Annotated in this window: 3 protein-coding genes; all 3 read left to right on the top strand. The window is 73.6% G+C overall.

Annotation, left to right across the window (positions count from 1 at the left end; all coding sequences use genetic code 11):
• Window positions 1-276: 276 nt before the first annotated feature.
• Genes QPK52_RS25810 through QPK52_RS25800 form a run of 3 tightly spaced genes read left to right on the top strand, consistent with a single transcriptional unit; the run spans window position 277 to window position 24583 of the window.
• Window positions 277-7980 carry an amino acid adenylation domain-containing protein gene (locus QPK52_RS25810; RefSeq protein WP_410539894.1) on the top strand — a complete coding sequence of 2568 codons (7704 nt, stop codon included), beginning with the start codon at window positions 277-279 and terminating at the stop codon, window positions 7978-7980.
• Window positions 7977-15722 carry an amino acid adenylation domain-containing protein gene (locus QPK52_RS25805; RefSeq protein WP_410539892.1) on the top strand — a complete coding sequence of 2582 codons (7746 nt, stop codon included), beginning with the start codon at window positions 7977-7979 and terminating at the stop codon, window positions 15720-15722. The genes QPK52_RS25810 and QPK52_RS25805 overlap by 4 nt, the downstream gene beginning before the upstream one ends.
• Complete coding sequence (locus tag QPK52_RS25800) at window positions 15719-24583, top strand: amino acid adenylation domain-containing protein (RefSeq protein ID WP_410539891.1); 8865 nt, start codon at window positions 15719-15721, stop codon at window positions 24581-24583. Before QPK52_RS25805 ends, QPK52_RS25800 begins: the two co-directional genes overlap by 4 nt.
• The last annotated feature ends 34 nt before the right edge of the window (window positions 24584-24617 follow it).

Here is a 24617-nt window from a genome sequence, read left to right as displayed (position 1 = left end):
AAAGAATTTGAATTCCTATGATCCTGGGGTCGTTTCCGGAAAATGCATCTGCGCGCGACAGGGATTGCTCGATCGTGTATTCGTTTAGCTGGAACGTCGATGAACCTCAGTCCGCGAAGGCCGGAGTGCGCCGAAACAGCGCGGTGCCTGCCTTCCGCAGCAGGTGAGCCGGCCGACTCGCACTGGTGGCAGGAGGACCGAAGTCGTCCGTCCTGCCGACCGTTGGCCCCCTGACCGGACACCCAGATCGGCCTGGCCCGAAGAAACAGAGGACAGATGTCTGACTCGTCAGCCACGGTTCTGCCACTGACCGCCGGCCAGGCCGGAATCTGGTACGCGCAGAGCCTGAGCGGTCCGAACGCGACATTCCACGCGGCCCTGTGCCTGGAAATAGCGGGAGCCGTCGACCCGCAGCTGTTCGTGTCCGCCATGCGCCGGGTCGTCACCGAGGCCGAGGCGCTGCGCGCCCGGTTCACCGACGACGGGACCGGCCCGGTGCAGGTGGTCGAGCCGGTCGCCGACTGGTCGGCACAGCCGTTGCACGTCCTGGACTTCAGCGCCGAGGACCGGCCGGAGCAGGAGGCCGAGGCGTGGATGTGGTCGGACGCGAACACCCCGGTGGACGTGTTCGAGGGCCCGCTGTACCGGTTCGCGCTCATCAAGGTCGCCGCCGACCGCTTCTTCTTCTACCACCGTTACCACCACCTGGTGATGGACGGCTTCGGCGCGAACCTCGTCGCGGCCCGCCTCGCCGAGGTCTACACGCGGCTCGTCGCCGGTGAGGACCCCACCGCCGGCGCGTTCCCGTCGCTGCGCGAGCTGATCGACGACGAGTCGGCCTACCGGCGGTCCGCCGCTTTCGAGGCCGACCGGGACTTCTGGACCGAGCGGTTCGCCGACAAGCCGACCGCCGCCAGCCTCGGCGATCGCCCGACCGGACTGCCGACCAGCCTGGTGCGGGGGACCCGGCACGTCATGCCCGGCACGGGCGCCCGGATCCGCGACGCGGCCCGTGCCGTCCGCGTCGGCTGGCCGGCCGCCGTGCTGGCCGCCGTCGGCGCGTACACCGGCCGGATCACCGGCAGCAGCGACGTGGTGATCGCGCTGTCGGTCGCCGCCCGCTCGACGACCGTGGCGCGCACCGTGCCCGGCATGGTCTCCAACGTGGTCGGCGTGCGGCTGACGGTGCGTCCGGACATGACGGCGAACGAGCTCATCCGGCACGCGCACCAGCGCATGCGCGAGGCGTCCCGGCACAAGCGCTACCGCTACGAGGACCTGCGGCGCGACCTCAAGCTCCTGGGCTCGGACGGCCGGTTGATCGGGCCGCGGGTCAACCTGAGCGTCGTCGCGCCGAACCTGCACTTCGCGGAGCTGCCGGCGACCGTGCGGCCGATGATCGCCGGGCACGACGACGACTTCTCCCTGATCGTGTACGCCCAGCAGGACGGCGGCTTCCAGCTCGACGTGTCGGCGAACCCGGACGTGTACGCCCCCGACGCGGTCGAGCGGCACCACCGCCTGATCACCCGGCTGCTCGGCGAGCTCGCCGAGCACCCCGACCGCCCGATCGGCAGCCTGGACATCGTCGAGCCCGAGATGCTGACGCGCCTGGTCGACGTGTGGGGCGGCGCGGCGTCCACGTTCGAACCGGTCGGGAAGGCGACCCTGCCCGAGCGGTTCGCCGCGGCGGTCGCCTCGCATCCGGACAACACGGCGGTGGTGTGCCCCGACGATGCCGGCGCCCGGTCGCTGACCTACCGGGAACTGGACATGCGGTCCAACCGGCTGGCCCGGCTGCTGATCGACCGCGGCGTGCGGCGCGGACAGCTCGTCGCGCTGGCGGTGCCGCGCTCGACGGACACGATCGTGTCGCTGCTGGCGACGCTGAAGGCGGGCGCCGCCTACCTGCCGATCGACCCGGAGTACCCCGCGGACCGGGTGTCCTACATGCTCGGCGACGCCAAGCCCGCCGCGGTGATCACCGCCCAGCGCGACGCCTTCGCCCAACTGGCCGTGGACGTGCCGGAGATCGGGCTGGACGACCCGGAGACCGAGGCCGAACTCGCCGCGCTGCCGGCCGCCCCGGTCGAGGACTACGAACGCGGCGGTCCGATCCTGCCCGACCAGGTCGCCTACGTCATCTACACCTCCGGCTCCACCGGCCGGCCCAAGGGCGTCATGGTCGCCCACCAGAACGTGATCCGGCTGTTCGGTTCGACCGACCGGTGGACCGGCTTCGGACCGGACGACGTGTGGGCGCTGTTCCACTCCTACGCCTTCGACTTCTCGGTGTGGGAGATCTGGGGTCCGCTGCTGTACGGCGGCACGCTCGTGGTGGTGCCGTTCGCGGTGAGCCGTTCGCCCGAGGACCTCCTGCGGCTGCTGGTCCGGGAGCGGGTCACCGTGCTCAACCAGACGCCGTCGGCCTTCTACCAGCTGATCCAGGCCGACCGGGACCACCCGGAGGTCGGCGGCGAGCTCGCCCTGCGGTTCGTGATCTTCGGTGGCGAGGCGCTGGAGATCGGCCGACTGGCCGACTGGTACGAGCGGCACGCCGAGGACAGTCCGCGGCTGGTCAACATGTACGGCATCACCGAGACCACGGTGCACACCACCGAGCTGGCGCTCACGGCGGCCGACGCGACGGCCGGCACCGGCAGCATGATCGGCCTGGGCATCGACGACCTGCGCGTCTACGTCCTCGACACCGCGCTGCGCCCGTCCCCGCCCGGGGTGCTCGGTGAGCTGTACGTCAGCGGGCCCGCCGTCGCGGACGGCTACCTGGGGCGCCCGGACCTGACCTCCACCCGGTTCGTCGCCGACCCCTTCGGGCCGCCGGGACAGCGCATGTACCGGTCCGGTGACATGGTCCGCTGGGCCCCGGACGGCAGCCCGAACCTGGAGTACCTGGGGCGGGCCGACCACCAGGTCAAGATCCGCGGCTTCCGCATCGAGCTGGGCGAGATCGAGTCCGCGGTGCTGCGCCATCCCGACGTCCGGCAGGCGGCGGTCACCGTCCGCGAGGACGCCTCCGGTGACAAGCGGCTGGTGGCCTACGTCGTCGGCGGCCCCGACGGCCGCGGCGGCCGGGTCGCGCTGGAGACGGCGGAGCTGCGCAAGCACGCCGCCGCCGCGCTGCCCGACCACATGGTCCCGTCGTGGTTCGTCCAGTTGGACGCGCTGCCCCTGACCACGAACGGGAAGCTCGACACCAGGGCCCTGCCCGCCCCGGACCTCGCCGCCGCCGCCGGCGGCCGGGCGCCCCGCACCCCGGAGGAGGAGATCTTCTGCGGTCTCTTCGCGGAGATCCTGGGCGTCCCGTCGGTCTCCATGGACGACAACTTCTTCGATCTGGGCGGCCACTCGCTGCTGGCGACCCGGCTGGTGAGCCGGATCCGCGCGGCGTTCGGCGTCGAACTCGCCATCCGCACCGTCTTCGAGGCGCCGACACCGGCCTCGCTGATCGCCTGGCTGGCCGGCAACGGCAACGTCCCCAAGGCCCGGCGCCCGCTGACCGTGATGGACAGACCGGAGGAGATCCCCCTTTCCTTCGCCCAGCTGCGGCTGTGGTTCGTCGACAAGATCGACGGCGGCGCCGGCACCTACAACATCCCGCTCGTGGTGCGGCTCAACGGCTCCCTGGACCGCGAGGCGCTGCAGGCCGCGATCGGCGACGTGGTCGCCCGGCACGAGAGCCTGCGCACCGTCTTCCCCGACACCGGCGGCACGCCGCGCCAGCACATCCTGTCCGCCGAGGAGGCGACACCGGTCATGAGCGTGACCGACATCGCCGCCGACCGGCTGGCCGACGCCATGGCCGAACGCGCCGGCATCGGGTTCGACCTGGCCACCGAGGCGCCCATCCGCGCACACCTGTTCGCCGTGTCCGAGGAAGAGCACGCGTTGCTCATGCCGGTGCACCACATCGCCGGCGACGGCTGGTCCCTGGTGCCGCTCACCCGCGACCTCCAGACCGCCTACACCGCCCGCTGCCAGGGGAAGGCCCCCGACTGGGCGCCGCTGCCGGTGCAGTACGCCGACTACACGCTGTGGCAGCGCGAGATCCTGGGCGACGAGGACGACCCGGACTCGGCCATCTCCGGCCAGCTCGCGTACTGGAAGCGGTACCTGGCCGGGCTGCCGGAGGAGGTCACCCTGCCCACCGACCGGCCCCGGCCGGCCGTCGCCTCCTACCGCGGCGAGACGCTGCGCTTCGAGCTCTCCAACCGGCAGTACCAGCAGTTGATGCGGTGCTCGCGCGAGTACGACGTGAGCCCGTTCATGGTGGTGCAGACCGCGTTGGCGGCGCTGCTGAGCAAGCTCGGCGCCGGGGAGGACATCCCGCTGGGCATCTCGATCGCGGGACGCACCGACGAGGCGCTGGACGACCTGGTCGGCTTCCTGGTCAACACCCTGGTACTGCGCACCGACCTCACCGGCGACCCGCTCTTCGCCGACCTGCTGGGCAGGGCCCGCACGGACGGCCTGGCAGCCTTCGCCAACCAGGACCTGCCCTTCGAACGACTGGTGGAGGCCCTCAACCCGGAGCGCTCGGCCGGCCGGCACCCGGTGATCCAGATCGGGCTCGGTTTCCAGAACAACGAGACCCCGGTGCTGGACCTGCCCGGCCTCGACGCGTGGATCGAACCCGCGATCACCCACACCGCCAAGCTGGACCTGCTCTTCGACTTCCGCGAGGTGCAGGGCGAGGACGAGAACGACGGCCACATGGCGTGTGCCGTCGAGTACGCGACCGACCTGTACGACCGGTCGACCGTCGAGCTGCTCATCAGCCGCCTGGTCCGGCTGCTGGACCAGGCGACCGGACGGCCCGACAGCAGGCTGAGCGAACTGGACGTGCTCGACGCCGACGAACGGCGGCGCATCCTCGTCGACTGGAACGACACCGGCCGCGCCGTGCGCGTCGACACGCTGCCCGCGCTCTTCGCCGCGCAGGCCGAGCGCACCCCCGACGCCGTCGCGGTGATCGCGGGCGACGACGAACTGCGGTACGCCGAGCTGAGCGAGCGGGTCAACCGGCTGGCCAGGCATCTGGTCGACCGAGGGGTCGGCCCGGAGGACCGCGTCCTGCTGGTCATGCCGAAGTCGGTGGACCTCGTCGTGGCGCAGCTCGCCGTGGTCACCGCGGGTGCGGCGTTCGTGCCGGTCGACCCCGGCTATCCGCGCGAGCGGGTCGTCTTCATGGCCGGTGACTGCGCGCCCGCCCTGCTGCTGACCACCGCCGCGGTGGCGGGGATGGCCGAGGATGTGCTGCCCGGCGTGGCCCGGGTCGTGGTCGACGACGCCGCGACCGCGGCGGAGATCGCGCGGCGGCCGGCCGCCGCGCTGTCGGACGCGGAGCGGCGGGACGCCGTCTCGGTCGACCATCCCGCCTACGTCATCTACACCTCCGGCTCCACCGGCCGGCCCAAGGGCGTCGTCGTGACCCACCGGGGCATCGGCAATCTCGCCGCCGCGCAGGTCGAGCGGTTCGCGGTCCGGCCGGACAGCCGGGTCGTCCAGTACGCGGCGCCGAGCTTCGACGCCGCGGTGTCGGAGACCTGCATCGCCCTGCTCAGCGGCGCCACGCTGGTGCTCCCGATCGGCGGCGGCCTGCTGCTCGGTGACGAACTGGCCCGTTTCCTGACCGAGCACCGCATCAGCCACGCGACGATCCCGCCGGTGGCCCTGACCGGCCTGGACCCGGCCGCGGTGCCGGCCGGCATGACGCTGACGGTCGCCGGTGAGGCGTGCTCGGCGGAGCTGGCCGGGACGTGGTCCCGCGGCCGCCGCATGATCAACGCCTACGGGCCGACCGAGACCACCGTGTGCGCCACGATGAGCGAGCCGCTGTCGGGCGCGGTCCCCCCTCCGATCGGCACGCCGATCGCCAACGCGCGGGCGTATGTGCTGGACCCCAGGCTCAGCCCGGTCCCGGCCGGCGTCGTCGGCGAGCTGTACGTGTCCGGGATCAACCTGGCCCGCGGCTACCTGGGCCGGCCGGGGCTGACCGCCGAGCGGTTCGTCGCCGACCCGTTCGGCGCGCCGGGGGAGCGGATGTACCGCACCGGCGATGTGGTGCGCTGGCGCTCCGACGGGCAGCTGGAGTTCGTCGGCCGGGCCGACGACCAGGTGAAGCTGCGCGGCTTCCGGGTGGAGCTGGACGAGATCTCCAGCGCGCTGACCGAACAGCCGCAGGTGGCCTCGGCGGCCGTCGTGATCCGCGAGGACCGGCCCGGCGAGCGCAAGCTGGTCGGCTACGTGGTGCCCGCCGAACAGGGCGACGGCTCCCGCGACATCGGCCTGGAGACCGATCAGGTCGACAAGTGGCAGGTCATCAACGAAGAGGTGTACGGCGCGGCGGCCCAGGACGGCCCGCCGCTCGGCGAGAACTTCAGCGGCTGGCACAGCAGCTACGACGGTTCGGTCCTGCCCGAGGAGGACATGCGGGCCTGGCGGGCGGCGACCGTCGAGAGGATCCTGGAGCTGAAGCCGCGCCGGGTGCTGGAGATCGGCGTCGGCGCCGGGCTCATCATGGCGCCGGTCGCGCCGCACGTGGAGCTCTACTGGGGCACCGACCTGTCCAACACGGTGATCGAGACACTGCGGCGCCAGACCGCGGCGGACCCGGTGCTGGCGGAGCGGACCCGGTTCACCGCCTGCCCGGCGCACGTGCTGGACGACCTGCCGGCCGGGACGTTCGACACGGTCGTGATCAACTCGGTGGCGCAGTACTTCCCGAGCGTGGACTACCTGGTCGACGTGATCGGCAAGGCGTTCTCCCTGCTCGGCGACACCGGTGCCGTCTTCCTCGGCGACATCCGCGATCTGCGGCTGCTGCGCTGCATGCGGGCGGCCGTCCACCGCACCTCCAGCCCCGGCGACAGCGCCGCCGCCGCGCGGTACGCGGTGGACCGGGCCGTCGAGCGCGAGACCGAGCTGCTGGTCGACCCCGCCCTGTTCGACTCCCTCGCCGATGTCCTGGACGGTTTCGGCGGCGCCGACGTCCGGATCAAGCGCGGGGAGTACGACAACGAGCTCAGCCGCTACCGCTACGACGTGGTGCTGCACAAGCGGCCGGCCGCGCCGGTCTCGCTGGCGGCCGCGCCGGCCGTCGCCTGGGAGGACGTCGGCGGCCTGGCCGGGCTGGCCGCGCGGCTGCGCGACGAGCGCCCGGCGGCGCTGCGGGTCACCGGCATCCCCAACGGCAGGCTCACCACCGACTTGACGGCGGTCGCCGAGATCGACGGCATCGAGGTGCCCGGCGGGGTCGACGTGAACGCCCTGCACGAGGTGGGCTCCCCGGTCGGCTACCGGGCGCTGGTCACCTGGACGGCCGGGGCGGTCGACGGCCGGCTGGACGCGGTGCTGGTACCGGCCGCCCACGCGGACGGCACGGTGCCCGCCTACCGGGACCTGTACCTGCCGGACGCGGTCCCCGAGCGGTACGCCAACGACCCGCTCGCCGGGCGCCGGGACGGCGTGCTGGTCGCCGAGTTGCGGGAGGCGCTGGCCAAGAGGCTGCCCGACTACATGGTGCCCACCGCGCTGGTGCTGCTGGACGCGCTGCCGGTCACCCCGAACGGGAAGCTCGACCACAAGGCGCTGCCCGCGCCCGACGTGGCGGCGCCCGCCTCGGAACTGCAGCCCGCCACGCCGCAGGAGGCGATCGTCGCCCGGCTCTTCGCCGAAGTGCTCGGGCTGGCCCGGGTCGGGGCGGACGACGACTTCTTCCGTCAGGGCGGCGACAGCATCGTCTCCATCCAACTGGTCAGCCGGGCGCGGGCGGAGGGCCTGCGGTTCACCGCGCAGGACGTGTTCGCGCACCGCACCGTGCGCGCCATCGCCGCGGCGGCCGCACAGGTGTCCGACGACACGGACCGGGCGGACCGGGCGGCCGACGGCGAGTGGGACATCCCCCTGGTCTCGCAGGACGAGCTCGACCAGTTCCAGTCGAATTGGAGCGTTTCGGAATGAGCACGGAGCACAACTCGTCGCTGGAAGCCGTACTGCCGCTCACCCCGCTGCAGGAGGGCCTGCTCTTCCACGCGCAGTACGACGACCGCACCGGCCCGGACGTCTACGTCATGCAGCTGGGCATGGACATCGACGGACCGCTGGACGTGCCCGCCCTGCACGCCGCCGCGCGTGCCCTGCTGGAGCGGCACGGCAACCTGCGCGCGGGCTTCCGGCACGAGGGGGCGCGCCCCCTGCAGTTCATTCCGAAGTCGGTCGAGCTGCCCTGGCGGGAGGTCGACCTGACCGACCTGCCCGAGGAGGAGCGGGACGCCGCGCTCCGCGAGGTCACCGAGCGGGACCGGGCCGCCCGCTTCGACCTGCGCCGGCCGCCGCTGCTGAGGTTCACCGTCGTGCGCACCGCGCAGGACAGGCACCGACTGCTGGTCACCAACCACCACATCCTGCTGGACGGCTGGTCGGCGCCGATCCTGGTGCGCGAGCTGTTCGAGCTGTACGCGACGGGCGGCGACGCCACGGCGCTGCCTGCGGTGACGCCCTACCGCTACCACCTGGCGTGGCTCGCGAAGCAGGATCGCGCCGCCGCCGCCGAGGCATGGCGGGGTGCGCTCGACGGGCTCGACGGACCCACCATGCTGGCCGCGATGCCCGACGACCGGTCCACCTCGGTGCTGCCCAGCAAGGTCAGCGGCCGGCTGTCGCCGGAGACGACCGCCCGGCTGACGCAGCGCGTCCGCGAGCTGGGCCTGACCCTCAACACCGTGGTGCAGGCCGCGTGGGGCCTGCTGCTGGGCCGGATGACCGACCGCACCGACGTCACCTTCGGCATGACCCTCGCCGGCCGGCCGCCGGAGATCCCCGGCGTGCACACCATGGTCGGACTGTTCCTCAACACCGTGCCGGTGCGGGTCCGCGTCCGGCGGGACGAGACGCTGCCGGCGCTGTGCGGGCGGCTCCAGGAGGAACAGCGGAAGCTGATGGCCCACCAGTACCTGGGCCTGGCGGAGATCCAGCGGGCCGCCGGGCACGGCGACCTGTTCGACACCCTCACCGTGCTGGAGAACTTCCCGGTCGACCCGGCCGCGCTGACCCTGCCCGGCGGGCTGTCGGTCGCCGACGTCTTCTCCACGGACGGCGCGCACTACCCGCTCGCCCTGATGGTCATGCCCGGCCCCTCGCTCGAACTGCGCTTCACCTACCGGCCCGACGCCTTCGACGCGTCCGAGATCGAGGCGCTCAGCACCCGGCTGGTCACCGTGCTGGAGTCCTTCGTGGACGACCCGACCGTGCCGGTGGGCGCGATCGACCTGCTGAGCGACGCCGAGCGGGCCCTGCTGCTCGACGAGGGGAACCCGGCTCCCGCACCGGCCCCGGCGCGCACGCTGCCGGAGCTGCTGGCGCTGCGGACCGCCGAGGCGCCGGAGCGGCAGGCGCTGGTGTGCGGCGGCCGGTCGCTGACCTACGCGGAGCTGACCGACCGGGTGGAGCAGATCGCCGCCTGGCTGCGCGACCGCGGCGTGCGCGACGAGGAGCCGGTCGGCATCTCCATGGACCGTTCCGTCGAGTTCGTGCTCGCCGTGCTCGGGGTGATCCGGGCGGGCGCGGTGTACGTGCCGATCGACCACCGCTGGCCGCCGGCCCGGCGCGACCACGTCCTCGCCGACAGCGGGGTATCGCTGATCCTGGAACAGGGAGACCTGCCCGACCACCACCCGGTCCCCGAAGGCGGCGTGCCGATGCCGCCGGGCCCGGAGCGGGTCGCCTACATCATGTACACCTCCGGCTCGACCGGTCTGCCCAAGGGCGTCGCGGTCACCCACCGCGGCATCGGCGACCTGGCCGCCGACAGCCGGTTCGCCGGGGGCGCGCAGGAGCGGGTGCTGCTGCAGTCGGCCCACGCGTTCGACGCCTCGACCTACCAGATGTGGATTCCGCTGCTGAACGGCGGCACCCTGGTGGTCGGCCCGCCCGGTGAGCTGGACGTCGCCACCATCGCCCGCACCCTCGTCGAGGAGCGGATCACCGCCACGCTGTTCACCACCGGACTGTTCCGGCTGATCGCGGCCGAGGCGCCGGAGACGTTCCGGCCGCTGCGCGAGGTGTGGACCGGCGGCGAGGCGCTGACCGCCGCGTCGGTGCGCCGGGTGCTCGAAGCCTGCCCGGAGACCACGGTCGTGAACGCCTACGGGCCGACCGAGGTCACCGTCATGGCCAGCGCGCGGAAGCTGCCCGCGGGCGAGCCCGTACCGGACCCGGTGCCGATCGGCGGTCCGCTCGACGGCAAGCGGGTCTACGTGCTCGACGGCGACCTGCGGCTGTGCCCGGTCGGCGTGCCCGGCGAGCTGTACGTGGCCGGGGTCGGGCTGGCCCGCGGCTATGTGGGCCGGCCGGGGCTGACCGCCGAGCGGTTCGTCGCCGACCCGTTCGGCGCACCGGGCTCCCGGCTCTACCGCACCGGCGACGTGGTGCGCCGACTCGCCGACGGACAGCTGGAGTTCGTCGGCCGCCGGGACAACCAGGTGAAGCTGCGCGGCTTCCGCATCGAACTCGGCGAGATCGAGTCGGTGCTCGCCGGCCACGACGCCGTCGGCCAGGCCGCGGTCGTCGTCCGCGAGGACCGGCCCGGAGTGCGGCAGCTGGTCGGCTACGCGGTGCCGGCCGCGGGGGCCGGGCTGGACACCGAGGAACTGCGGACGTGGGCGGCCGAGCGGCTGCCGGAGTACATGGTGCCGCGGCCGATCGTCGCGCTGGACGCCCTGCCGCTGACCACCAACGGCAAGCTCGACCAGAAGGCGCTGCCGGCTCCCGAGTACGACGCGGAGGAGGCGCGGGGACCGCGCACGCCGCACGAGGAACTGCTGTGCGGGCTCTTCGCCGAGGTGCTCGGACTGCCCTCGGTGTCGGTGAACGACAACTTCTTCGAGCTGGGCGGCCACTCGCTGCTCGCCACCCGCCTCGTCGGCCGGGTCCGTGCGGTCCTCGGTGTCGAACTGCCCATCCGCACGGTCTTCGAGGAACCGACCGTGGCCGCGCTCGCGGTCCGGCTCACCGACTCCCCGACGGCCGTCCGGGCGGCGCTGCGTCCGGCGGACCGGCCGGAGCGGGTGCCGCTGTCGTTCGCGCAGCGCCGGCTGTGGTTCCTCAACCGCATGGAGGGCCCCAGCGCCACCTACAACATCCCGTTCGCCGTGCGGCTGACCGGCGCGCTGGACGTGGCGGCGCTGACCGCCGCGTTCAACGACGTGGTCGGCCGGCACGAGGCGCTGCGCACCGTGTTCCCGGACGCCGACGGCGAGCCGTGGCAGCGGGTCGTCCCGGTCGAAGAGGCCACCGTGGCCATCGAGGTCTCCGACGTCCCCGAGGCGGGGCTGTCCGCCGCGCTGGACGCCGCGGGCTCCGCCGGCTTCGACCTCGCCGTCGACCTGCCGGTGCGCGCCTGGCTGTTCCGCCTCACCGACGACGAGCACGTGCTGTGCGTGGTGGTCCACCACATCGCCGGCGACGGCTGGTCCCAGGCCCCCCTCGTCCGCGACCTGGGCGAGGCCTACCGCGCCCGCCTGACCGGCGCCGCCCCCACCTGGCGGCCACTGCCCGTGCAGTACGCCGACTACACGCTGTGGCAGCAGGACGTGCTGGGCGACGAGCGGGACGAGAACAGCCCGGCCGCCGCCCAACTGGCGTACTGGAGCGAGCAGCTCGCCGGCTCCCCGCAGGAGATCGAGCTGCCGGCCGACCGTCCGCGCCCGCCGGTGGCCACCCACCGGGGCGGTTCGGTGCCGGTGCGCATCGACGCCGAACTCCACGAGGGCCTGCGGACGCTCGCGGCCAAGACCGACACCACTCCCTTCATGGTCTTCCAGGCCGCCCTGGCCGCGCTGCTGTCCCGCCTGGGCGCCGGGGAGGACATCCCGATCGGCACCCCGGTCGCCGGCCGGACGGACGCCGCGGCCGACGACCTGATCGGCTTCTTCGTCAACACCCTGGTGCTGCGCACCGACGTCTCCGGCGACCCGAGCTTCGTCGACCTGCTGCGCCGGGTCCGCGCGACCGCGCTCGGCGCCTACGCCCACCAGGACCTGCCGTTCGAGCGGCTGGTGGACCTCGTCGGCGCCGACCGTTCGCTGTCGCACAACCCGCTGTTCCAGGTGCTGCTCGCCTACCAGAACAACGACATCCGCGACATCGAGCTGCCCGGCCTGCGGGTCACCGCCCAGGAGGTGCTGCTGCCGGTCGCCAAGGTGGACCTCGAACTCAGCCTGGCCGAGGACGCCGGCGGGATCTCCGGCATCCTGAACTACAGCACCGACCTGTTCGACCGGGAGAGCGCGGAGCGCATCGCCGCCCACCTGGTGACGCTGCTGCGGGCCGCCGCGGCCGACCCGACCCGGCCGGTCCGCCGACTGGAGATCCTCTCCCCCGAGCAGCGCGAACAGCTCATCACCGGCTGGAACGACACCGACCGGCCCGTGTCCGCCGGCACCGTCCCGGCCCTGTTCGCCGAACGGGCCGCCGCGTTCGCCGACCGGCCCGCGGTGGTCTCCGACCGGGTCACCGTCGACTACGCCACGCTGGCCGACCGGGCCAACCGGCTCGCCAGGCTGCTGATCGAGCGCGGGGTGGGGCCGGAGGACCGGGTCGCCCTGGTGCTGCCGCGGTCGGTCGACCTCACCACCGCCCTGCTCGCGGTGATGACCGCCGGCGCGGCCTACGTACCGGTCGACCCGAACCACCCGGCCGACCGGATCGACTACATGGTCCGCGACAGCGACCCCGCGCTCGTGGTCACCGTCTCCGAGCTGACCGACCGGCTGCCGCGGCAGGTCGCCGATCCGCTGATCCTGGACGGCCCCGCGGTCGTCGACGCGCTCGCGGGCCTGTCCGGGGCCGAGGTCACCGATGCGGAACGGCGGGTCCCGCTCTCCGCCGACCACCCCGCCTACGTGATCTACACCTCCGGGTCCACCGGGCGTCCCAAGGGCGTCGTGGTGCCGCACCGGGGGCTGGGCAGCCTGGCCGCCTGGCAGGCCCGGTGGCTCGGTGTGGGCGCCGAGAGCCGGGTCGGGCAGTTCGCCGCACCGAGCTTCGACGCGGCCGCCTGGGAGACGGTGATGGCGCTGCTCAACGGCGCCGCGCTGGTACTCACCCCGGCCGACGGCCCGGTGCTCGGCGAGGCGCTCACCGACTTCCTGCGCACCGAGGGGATCACCCACGCCACCCTCACCCCGACGGCGCTGTCCGGTGCCGAGCCGCAGGCCGCGCCGCCCGGCCTGACCCTGGTGACCGCGGGCGAGGCGTGCCCCCGCGACCTCGCGGCCCGGTGGTCGCCGGGCCGCCGGGTGATCAACGCCTACGGGCCGACCGAGACCACCGTGTGCGCCACCGCCAGCGGCCCGGTGGACGGAACGGTCACCCCGCCCATCGGCGGGCCGATCGCCAACACCCGGGTGTACGTCCTGGACGCCGGAATGAACCCGTGCCCGGTCGGCGTGCCCGGCGAGCTGTACGTGGCCGGGGTCGGGCTGGCCCGCGGCTACCTGGGCCGGCCGGGGCTGACCGCCGAGCGGTTCGTCGCCGACCCGTTCGGCGCACCGGGCTCCCGGCTCTACCGCACCGGCGACGTGGTGCGCCGACTCGCCGACGGACAGCTGGAGTTCGTCGGCCGCCGGGACAACCAGGTGAAGCTGCGCGGCTTCCGCATCGAACTCGGCGAGATCGAGTCGGTGCTGTCGGGCTGCGCCGGCGTGGACGGCGCAGCGGTCGTCGTCCGCGAGGACCGGCCCGGAGTGCGGCAGCTGGTGGGCTACCTGGTGCCCGACGGCGAGGCGGGCTGCGAGGTCGGGGCGGTGCGCGCCCGGGCGGCCGAGCGGCTGCCGGAGTACATGGTGCCGCAGGCGTTCGTCGTGGTGGACGCCCTGCCGCTGACGGTGAACGGGAAGCTGGACCACGCGGCACTGCCCGCACCCGAGCTCACCACCGGCGGCACCGGCCAGGGGCCGGCGACGGAGGCCGAGGAGATCCTCGCCGAGGCGTTCCGCGAGGTCCTCGGGCTGCCCGAGGTGGGCGTCGAGGACAACTTCTTCGAACTCGGCGGCGACAGCATCGTCTCCATCAAGCTGGTCGGCCAGGTGCGCAAGGGCGGACTGGTCATCACCCCCCGGGACGTGTTCGAACACAAGTCGGTCGCCGCCCTCGCGGCGGTCGCCCGCACCGTCGACGAGCTGCCCCCCGAGGACCCGGACGCCGGCATCGGCGAGGTGCCCCTCACGCCGATGACCCACTGGCTGCGCGAACTCGGCGGCCGTATGGAGCGGTTCCACCAGTCGGTGCTGCTGCGGGTGCCCGCACAGGTCGACGCGGAGTCGCTGACCGCCGCCGTCCGCACCGTGCTCGACCACCACGACGCGCTGCGGCTGCGGCTGACGGTCACCGGCGGCCAGTGGTCCTACGAGGTCCGGCCGCGCGGCGCGGTGAACGCCGCCGACTGCGTCACGCGGGTCGACGTCGCCGGTGCGGACCGCGAGAAGACGCGGGCCGCGATCGTCATGCACGCCGAGCAGGCGGTCTCCCGCCTGTCGCCGACGGACGGCGCGATGCTGCAGGTCGTGTGGTTCGACGCCGGCCCGCAGGAGCCGGGCAGACTGCTGGTCGCCGGCCACCACCTGGCCGTCGACGGGGTGTCCTGGCGCATCCTCGTGCCCGACCTCGCCGCGGCGTGGCAGGCGGCGGCCGAGTCCCGGGAGGCCGCGCTGCAGCCGGTCGGAACCTCGTGGCGGCGCTGGGCGCAGTGGCTCACCGAACTGGCCGCCCAGCCGGCCCGCGCCGCCCAGGTCGCCTGGTGGGCCGACCAGCTCCGCGACGAGGACGTGCCGGTGACCGCGCAGCCGCGCGACCCGGCCGTCGACACCATGGGCACGCAGGACGCGCTCGCCCTGACCCTGACCGAGCAGGTCACCGAGCGGCTCCTGACCGCAGTGCCCACCGCGGCGCGCTGCGGCGTCGAGGACGTACTGCTGACGGCGTTCGCCCTCGCGGTCTCCGACTGGCGGCGGCGCAGCGGGCTGGGCGCCGGCACCGCCGTGCTGGTGGACGTCGAGCGCCACGGCAGGCAGATCCCGGAGGGGGTCGACCTCGACATCTCGCGCACCGTCGGCTGGTTCACCAGCCTCGCGCCGGTCCGGCTGGACCTCGGTCCGGTCTCGTGGGGCCGGGTGTTCACCGACTCCGCCGCGCTGCGCAAGGCCCTCGCCCGGGTCAAGGAGACGCTGCGGGAGATGCCGGACGAGGGCATCGGCTTCGGCCTGCTGCGCCACCTCAACCCGCGCACCCGGGAGGAACTGGCCGGGTTCGACCCGCCCCAGTTCGGTTTCAACTACCTGGGCCGGGCGGCGGTCGCCGGGGACGCCGACACCGACGACTGGAGCATGTCGGCGGACGGCGACGTGCTGCGCGAACTCGGCGGCGACCCGGACATGCCGGCATCGCACTCGGTGTCGCTCAACGTCCTCGTCGAGGACACCCCGAACGGCCCGCGGCTGGTCGCCAACTGGACGTGGCCGCGACGCCTGCTGGACCCCGGCGACGTACGCCGGCTGGCCGACGGCTGGTTCCGTGCGCTCACCGCGCTCGCCGAGCACGCGGGCGAGCAGCGGCCCGCCGACCTCACCCCGTCGGACCTGTCACTGATCGACCTCGAACTCGACGACATCGGGGTGCTGGAAGCGGAGTGGAGGAAGACCCAGTGACCAACAAGGAACTCTTCGAGGACATCCTTCCGCTCGCTCCACTGCAGGAGGGGATGCTCTTCCACGCGACCTACGACCGGGACGCGCTGGACGTCTACACCGTGCGGCTGGCCATCGACTTCGAGGGCCCGTTCGACCTGGACGTCTTCCGCGACGCGGTGAGGGCGCTGCTGGTGCGCCGGAGCAACCTGCGGGCCGGCTTCCTGTCGGAGAACCTCAGCAGGCCGGTGCAGGTCGTCCCGCGCGAGTTCGAGACCCCGGTCGTCGTGCACGACCTGTCCGGGCTGGGCGAGGACGAGCGGGCCGCGCGGCTGGCCGAGCTGGTCGCGGCGCAGGAGTCCGTGCGCTTCGACCTCACCGACCCGCCGCTGCTGCGGTTCACGGTGGTGCGCCTGGCCGAGCGCAGCTGGCGGCTGATGTTCGGCTGCCACCACATCCTGTTGGACGGCTGGTCCATGCCGCTGGTCCTCGGCGAGCTGTTCGAGCTGTACCAGCGCGGCGGCGACGCGGCCGGTCTGCCGCCCGCGCCGCCGTTCAAGCTGTACCTGGCGTGGCTGCGCAAGCAGGACAAGCAGGCGGGGCTCGACGCGTGGCGTGCCGCGCTCGACGGCCTCGACGGCGCCACCCTGGTGGCCCCGGAGGCCGGGGACGACGTCGCCGCGCTGCCCGGCCAGGTCACCGCCGACCTGTCCGCGGCGCGGAGCGCGGAGCTGGCCGCGCTCGCCCGCAGGCTCGGCATCACCGTCAACACCATGGTGCAGGTGGCGTGGGGCCTGCTGCTGTCCCGGCTCACCGGCGCCGACGACATCGTGTTCGGCGCGACCGTCTCCGGCCGTCCGCCCGAGATCGAGGGCGTCGAGAGCATCGTGGGCCTGTTCATCAACACCGTGCCGGTGCGCGTCCGGCTCGGTGGGGAGGAGTCGCTGCGGGACCTGCTGCTGCGGGTCCAGGACGAGCAGTCGGCCCTGCTGGACCACCACTACATCGGGCTGACCGAGGTCCAGCGCGCTGCCGGGCACGGCCGGCTGTTCGACAGCCTGGTCGCCTTCGAGAGCTACCCGGTGGACGCGGACTCCCTGCAGGGCTCGCTCGGCGACCTCACCATCACCGGCGTCCGCGGCGCCGACGCCACGCACTACCCGCTGACGCTCATCGTCGTGCCCGGCGAGCGCATGCAGCTGCGGCTGGGGTTCCGGGAGGGCCTGTTCACCCAGGACACCGCCAACGGCCTCCTCGCCGGCCTGGAGCGGCTGCTGGAAGCCGTCGCCGAGGACGGCGCGCGGCCGGTCGCCGAGGTGACGGCGTCGGTGGCGCTGCCGGAGGGGTGGACGGTTCCCCGTCCGGCCCCGGAGGCGACCGGTGGGGCGTCGGTGTCCGACCTGACCGCCGTATCCGGCGGGGGCCGTGCGCCCAGGACGCCGCACGAGGAAGTGCTGTGCGGGCTGTTCGCCGAGGCCCTCGGCGTGCCCTCGGTCTCGATCGACGACAACTTCTTCGATCTGGGCGGGCACTCGCTGCTGGCCACCCGGCTGGTGAGCCGGGTGCGGAGCGTCTTCGAGATCGAACTGCCGGTGCGCGCCCTGTTCGACGCGCAGACGGTGGCGGCGCTGGCGGAGCGGGTGGTGGACTCGGCCACCGGCGGACGCCCCCCGGTACGCCCGGCCGAACGCCCCGAACGGATCCCGCTGTCCTTCGCCCAACGCCGACTGTGGTTCCTCAACCGCATGGAAGGCCCCAGCGGCACCTACAACATCCCCCTGGCCGTCCGCCTGACCGGAACACTGGACACCACCGCACTGGGCGCGGCCCTGCAGGACCTGATCGGCCGCCACGAATCACTGCGCACCGTCTTCCCCGACACCGACGGCCGGCCCTGGCAGCAGATCATCCCCGCCCAGGACGCCACCCTGCCCCTGAATGTGACCGAGGTGACCGCCGAGGACCTGCCCGCCGCGCTGGCCCGGGCCGCCTCCACCGGCTTCGACCTCGCCACCGACCTGCCCGTCCGCGCAACCCTGTTCCGCCTCACCGACACCGAACACGTACTGTGCCTGGTGGTCCACCACATCGCCGGCGACGGCTGGTCCCAGGCCCCCCTCGCCCGCGACCTCGGCCAGGCCTACCGCGCCCGCCTGACCGGCACCGCCCCCACCTGGCAGCCACTGCCCGTGCAGTACGCCGACTACGCCCTGTGGCAGCACGACACCCTCGGCGACGAGAACGACCCCGACTCCCCCATCGCCGCCCAACTCGCCTACTGGCGCCAGGCCCTGGACGGCCTCCCCGACGAACTCAACCTCCCGGTGGACCGAGCCCGCCCGGCCGTCTCCAGCTACCGCGGCGGCCTGGTCACCACCGAACTCGGCGCCCGACTCCACCGCGACCTGACCGGCCTGGCCCGCTCCACCCGCTCCAGCCTGTTCATGGTCCTGCAGGCCGGCGTCGCCGGACTCCTCTCCCGACTGGGCGCCGGCACCGACATCCCCCTGGGAACCGCCATCGCCGGCCGCACCGACACCGCCCTGGACGACCTGGTCGGCTTCTTCGTCAACACCCTGGTGCTGCGCACCGACACCTCCGGCGACCCCGGCCTGCGCGAACTGGTCGAACGCACCCGCACCACCGACCTGGCCGCCTACGCCCACCAGGACCTGCCCTTCGAACAACTCGTCCACGCCCTCCAACCCACCCGCTCCCTGGCCCGCCACCCGCTGTTCCAGGTCATGATCGTGCTGCAGAACAACGCCCAGGCCTCCCTGGACCTGCCCGGCCTGACCGCCCACCCCATCGACGGCGAACTCGGCGCCGCCAAATTCGACCTCGGCTTCAACTTCATCGAACGCAAGGACGCCGAGGGTGCTCCCGCCGGTGTCGAGGTGACGGTGGAGTACAGCGCCGACCTGTTCGACGAGGAGACCGTGGCGCGCCTCGCCCGGCGCCTGGTCCGCATGTTGTCGCTGGGGGTCGCTGACCCGTCGATGCCGCTCAGCCAGCTCGACCTGCTCGAACCGCGTGAGTGGCGGCAGTTGCTGACCGAGTGGAACGACACCGGGCACGCCGTCGAGTCCGACGCGCCCGGCACCGTTCCCGAGGTGTTCGCCGCCCAGGTGGCGCGGACCCCGGACCGGCCCGCGATCGTGGCCGAGGACGCCCACCTCACCTACGCCGAACTCGACGAACGCTCCACCCGGCTGGCCGCACTGCTCACCACCCGCGGAGTACGCCGCGGCGACGTCGTCGCGGTGGCCGTGCCCCGCTCGGCCGCACTGACCGTCGGGCATCTGGCGGTGCTGCGGGCCGGCGCGGTGTGCCTGCCGGTCGAGACGGACCACCCGGCCGGGCGGATCTCCCACCTGCTGGCCGACGCCGCCCCGGCCGCGATCGTCACCACGCGCGGCGTCCACTCCGTCCTGCCCGACACCGGTGCCGAGGTGGTCGTGCTCGACGACCCCGGCACCGTGGAGGCGCCGGACGCCCTGCCGGCCGACGCCGGCGCGCTGCCGGGTCCGCTGCCGGACTCCCCCGCCTACCTCGTCTACACCTCCGACCCGGAGGGCCGCCCGCGCGCCGTCGTCGTGCCGCACTGGGGCATCGTGAACCGGCTGCTGTGGATGCGGGACGCCCACCGGCTCGGCCCGGACGACCGGGTGCTGCACAAGGCCCCCGCCGACCTGGACGTCTCGATCTGGGAACTGTTCGCGCCGCTGGTCGCCGGAGCCGCCCAGGTGGTCGCCGAGCCCGGCAGCCACCGCGACCCGGTCCGCCTGGCCCGGCTGGTCCGGCGCGCCGAGGTGACCACGGTCCACTTCGCGCCGTCCATGCTGGAGGTCTTCCTCGCCGAGCCCGAGGCCGCCCGGTGCACCGGCCTGCGCCGCGTCCTCGTGAGCGGCGAGGCGCTGCCCGCCGGACTGCGCGACCGGTTCCGGGCACTGCTCGGGGCCGAGCTGCACGTGCTGCACGGGCCGACCGAGGCGTCGTTCGACGCCGTGGCGTGGGACGGGACCACCGGGCCGGCCGGCGCGTACGCTCCGGCCGGCCGGCCGATCCGGAACACCCGGGTCTACGTGCTGGACGCCCATCTCGCACCGCTGCCCGTCGGCAGCGGCGGCGAGCTCTACATCGGGGGTGTGCAGCTCGCGCACGGCTACCTGGGCCGGCCGGACCTGACCGCGCAGCGGTTCGTCGCCGACCCGTTCGGCCCGCCCGGATCACGGCTCTACCGCACCGGCGACCTGGCCAGGATCACCCGGGACGGGGTGATCGAACTCCTCGGCCGCACCGACGACCGGGTCACGGTCGGCGGCCGGCACGTCGAGCCCGGCGAGGTCGAGCACGTCCTGGCCCGGCACCCCGCGGTCGACGCGGCGGTCGTGGCCGCCCGCCCCGGCCGCCGCGGCGAGGCCGTGCTGGTGGCCTACCACACGCCCGCCGACCCGGAGGCCCCCGCGGACGCCGGGGCGCTCCGGGAGCACACCGCCGCCGTGCTCCCGGACCACATGGTGCCCGTGCACTACATGGCGGTCGACGCCTTCCCCCGCACCGCGGACGGCCGGATCGACCGCACGGCACTGCCCGAGCCGCGGCACAGCGCGGCGCGCGCCCCCCGCAACGACATCGAGCAGACGCTGTGCGGGCTGTTCTCCGAGCTGCTCGGCAAGCCGGTCACCAACATCGACGACAGCTTCTTCGACCTGGGCGGGCACTCGCTGCTGGCCACCCGGCTGGTGAGCCGGGTCCGCTCCACCTTCGGCATCGAACTGCCCTTCCGGGACATCTTCGACGCGCAGACGGTGGCGGCGCTGGCGGAGCGGGTGGTGGACTCGGCCACCGGCGGACGCCCCCCGGTACGCCCGGCCGAACGCCCCGAACGGATCCCGCTGTCCTTCGCCCAACGCCGACTGTGGTTCCTCAACCGCATGGAAGGCCCCAGCGGCACCTACAACATCCCCCTGGCCGTCCGCCTGACCGGAACACTGGACACCACCGCACTGGGCGCGGCCCTGCAGGACCTGATCGGCCGCCACGAATCACTGCGCACCGTCTTCCCCGACACCGACGGCCGGCCCTGGCAGCAGATCATCCCCGCCCAGGACGCCACCCTGCCCCTGAATGTGACCGAGGTGACCGCCGAGGACCTGCCCGCCGCGCTGGCCCGGGCCGCCTCCACCGGCTTCGACCTCGCCACCGACCTGCCCGTCCGCGCAACCCTGTTCCGCCTCACCGACACCGAACACGTACTGTGCCTGGTGGTCCACCACATCGCCGGCGACGGCTGGTCCCAGGCCCCCCTCGCCCGCGACCTCGGCCAGGCCTACCGCGCCCGCCTGACCGGCACCGCCCCCACCTGGCAGCCACTGCCCGTGCAGTACGCCGACTACGCCCTGTGGCAGCACGACACCCTCGGCGACGAGAACGACCCCGACTCCCCCATCGCCGCCCAACTCGCCTACTGGCGCCAGGCCCTGGACGGCCTCCCCGACGAACTCAACCTCCCGGTGGACCGAGCCCGCCCGGCCGTCTCCAGCTACCGCGGCGGCCTGGTCACCACCGAACTCGGCGCCCGACTCCACCGCGACCTGACCGGCCTGGCCCGCTCCACCCGCTCCAGCCTGTTCATGGTCCTGCAGGCCGGCGTCGCCGGACTCCTCTCCCGACTGGGCGCCGGCACCGACATCCCCCTGGGAACCGCCATCGCCGGCCGCACCGACACCGCCCTGGACGACCTGGTCGGCTTCTTCGTCAACACCCTGGTGCTGCGCACCGACACCTCCGGCGACCCCGGCCTGCGCGAACTGGTCGAACGCACCCGCACCACCGACCTGGCCGCCTACGCCCACCAGGACCTGCCCTTCGAACAACTCGTCCACGCCCTCCAACCCACCCGCTCCCTGGCCCGCCACCCGCTGTTCCAGGTCATGATCGTGCTGCAGAACAACGCCCAGGCATCCCTGGACCTGCCCGGCCTGACCGCCCACCCCATCGACGGCGAACTCGGCGCCGCCAAATTCGACCTCGGCTTCAACTTCATCGAACGCACCGACCTCGACGGCGCGCCGGCGGGCATCGACATGTCCATCGAGTACAGCGCCGACCTGTTCGACGAGGAGACCGTGGCGCGCCTCGCCGAGCGGTTCGTCCGGCTGCTCACCGCCGGTGTCACCGACCCGGCGGTGCCGCTCAGCCGGATCGACATCCTCGGCTCCGCCGAGCGCGAGCAGTTGCTGACCGAGTGGAACGACACCGGCCGGATGCTGGAGCTGCCGCCGGCGACGGCGTCCGGTTTCGAGCCGGAGACCATCGCCGGGCTGTTCGCCGCCCAGGTGGCGCGGACCCCGGACCGGCCCGCGATCGTGGCCGAGGACGCCCACCTCACCTACGCCGAACTCGACGAACGCTCCACCCGGCTGGCCGCACTGCTCACCACCCGCGGAGTACGCCGCGGCGACGTCGTCGCGGTGGCCGTGCCCCGCTCGGCCGCACTGACCGTCGCCCTCCTCGCCACGATCAAGGCGGGCGCGGCGTACCTGCCGGTCGAGACGGACTACCCGGCCGATCGGATCGCCTACCTGCTGGCCGACGCCGCCCCGGCGGTCGTGGTCACCACCCGCGATGCGCGCGGGAGGCTGCCCGACGGCACCGAGGAGACCGTCGAGCACCTGGTCGTGCTCGACGACCCCGGCACCGAGGAGGCGTCGGACGCCCTGCCGGCCGACGCCGGCGCGCTGCCGGGTCCGCTGCCGGACTCCCCCGCCTACCTCATCTACACCTCCGGCTCGACCGGCCGGCCCAAGGGCGTCGTCGTGCCGCACCGGGGCATCGTGAACCGGCTGCTGTGGATGCGGGACGCCTACCGGCTCGGCCCGGACGACCGGGTGCTGCAGAAGACCCCGTCCGGGTTCGACGTGTCGGTCTGGGAGTTCTTCTGGCCGCTGGTGGCCGGCGCGGTCCAGGTGGCCGCCAGGCCGGGCGGGCACCGGGACCCGGGCTACCTGGCCCGGCTGATCCGGGAGACGGGCGTCACCACGGCGCACTTCGTGCCGTCCATGCTGGAGGTCTTCCTCGCCGAGCCCGAGGCCGCCCGGTGCACCGGCCTGCGCCGCGTCCTCGTGAGCGGCGAGGCGCTGCCCGCCGGACTGCGCGACCGGTTCCGGGCACTGCTCGGGGCCGAGCTGCACAACCTCTACGGTCCGACCGAGGCGTCCGTGGACGTGACCGCCTGGGACTGCGCCACCGGTTCCGGCGGCGTGGTGGTCCCGATCGGCAGGCCGATCTGGAACACCCGGACCTACGTGCTGGACGCCCAGCTCGCTGTGGCCCCGGTCGGCAGCAGCGGCGAACTGTACCTGGGCGGCGTGCAGCTCGCGCACGGCTACCTGGGCCGGCCGGACCTGACCGCGCAGCGGTTCGTCGCCGACCCGTTCGGCCCGCCCGGATCACGGCTCTACCGCACCGGCGACCTGGCCAGGATCACCCGGGACGGGGTGATCGAGTTCCTCGGCCGCACCGACGACCAGGTGAAGATCCGCGGACAGCGCATCGAGCCCGGCGAGATCGAGCACGCGATCGCGCGGCACCCCGCGGTGGGCACCGCGATCGTGACCGCTCACAAGGCGCCCTCGGGCGACCTGCAGCTGGCCGCGTACGTCACCCGCGCCGATCCGGCGACGCCGGTGGACCTGGCGGCACTGCGCGACCACCTCGCCACCGTGCTGCCCGACCACATGGTGCCCGTGCACTACACGGCGATCGACACCGTTCCGGTCACGCCCAACGGGAAGGTCGACAAGAAGGCGCTCCCCGCGCCCCGGCAGTTGGAACGCCGGCCGAGCCGAGCCCCGCGCGACGGGACCGAGACGGCGCTCTGCGAGATCTTCGCCGAGCTGCTCGGCCATGACACGGTCGGCATCGACGACAACTTCTTCGAGCTGGGCGGACACTCGCTGCTGGCCACCCGGCTCATCAGCCGGGTCCGGGCCCGGCTGGGCGTGGAGATGTCGGTGGTGTCGATCTTCGAGGCGCCGACGGTGGCGGCGCTGGCCGTCCGCCTCGGACGGGGCGACGCGGCGGGGCCGCTGGGCCGGCTGCTGCCGCTGCGCTCCGGCGGCGAGGGTGCGCCGGTGTTCTGCGTGCACCCGCTCGGCGGGCTCAGCTGGCCGTACGCCGGTCTCGCCGAGCACCTGCCCGCGGGGGTCGGGTTGTACGGCCTGCAGGCGGCCGGTCTCGGCGACGACGACCCGCTGCCGGAGTCGATCGAGGAGATGGCCGCCGACTACGTGGCCCGCGTCCGCGCGGTGCAGCCGGAGGGCCCCTACCGGCTGCTGGGGTGGTCGCTCGGCGGGCGGATCGCGCACGCCATGGCCGTCCTGCTGGAGTCCGCGGGCCAGGAGGTCGAGCTGCTCGCGCTGCTGGACGCCTACCCGCGCACCGAGGTCGAGGCGGGCGCGAGCTTCTCCGAGCGGGAGTTCCTCGACGGCATCCTGGCGGCGGCCGGCGTCGACGCGTCGGAGTTGGACGGTCCGGTCGACTTCGACACGGTCATGGCCGCGGTGCGGTCCTCCGGCAACGACCTCGCCGGCCTGTCGACGGATCGGATGCGGCGTCTGCAGAAGGTGATGGCCAACAGCTTCCGCGCCGACGCGGAGGCGCTCACGGGCCGCTGCCGGGCGGGGGCGGTGATGTTCGCCGCGACGGTCGACCCGGTCGGCGACCCCGACCGTTGGCTGGACCACGTCGACGGCGGGCTGGAGATCCACACCGTCGCCACCTCCCACAACGACCTGATGCGGCCGGAGCCGCTCGCCGAGATGGGGGCGGTGCTGGCCAAGAAGCTGGCCGGGACCGCCCGTGGAGATCGTGCGTGACGCCCCGACGGCGCTCACCCGACAGTGACAGAGA

The organism is Streptomyces sp. KL2 (genome assembly GCF_046529545.1).
Taxonomy (GTDB): Bacteria; Actinomycetota; Actinomycetes; order Streptomycetales; family Streptomycetaceae; genus Streptomyces; species Streptomyces radiopugnans.
Note: the sequence above shows the minus strand (reverse complement) of the source record. Positions and strands in the feature narration are given on the sequence as shown.

Coding starts and splice junctions, on each gene's coding strand:
- QPK52_RS25810 (WP_410539894.1), top strand. CDS start 277: ATGTCTGACTCGTCAGCCACGGTTCTGCCACTGACCGCCGGCCAGGCC.
- QPK52_RS25805 (WP_410539892.1), top strand. CDS start 7,977: ATGAGCACGGAGCACAACTCGTCGCTGGAAGCCGTACTGCCGCTCACC.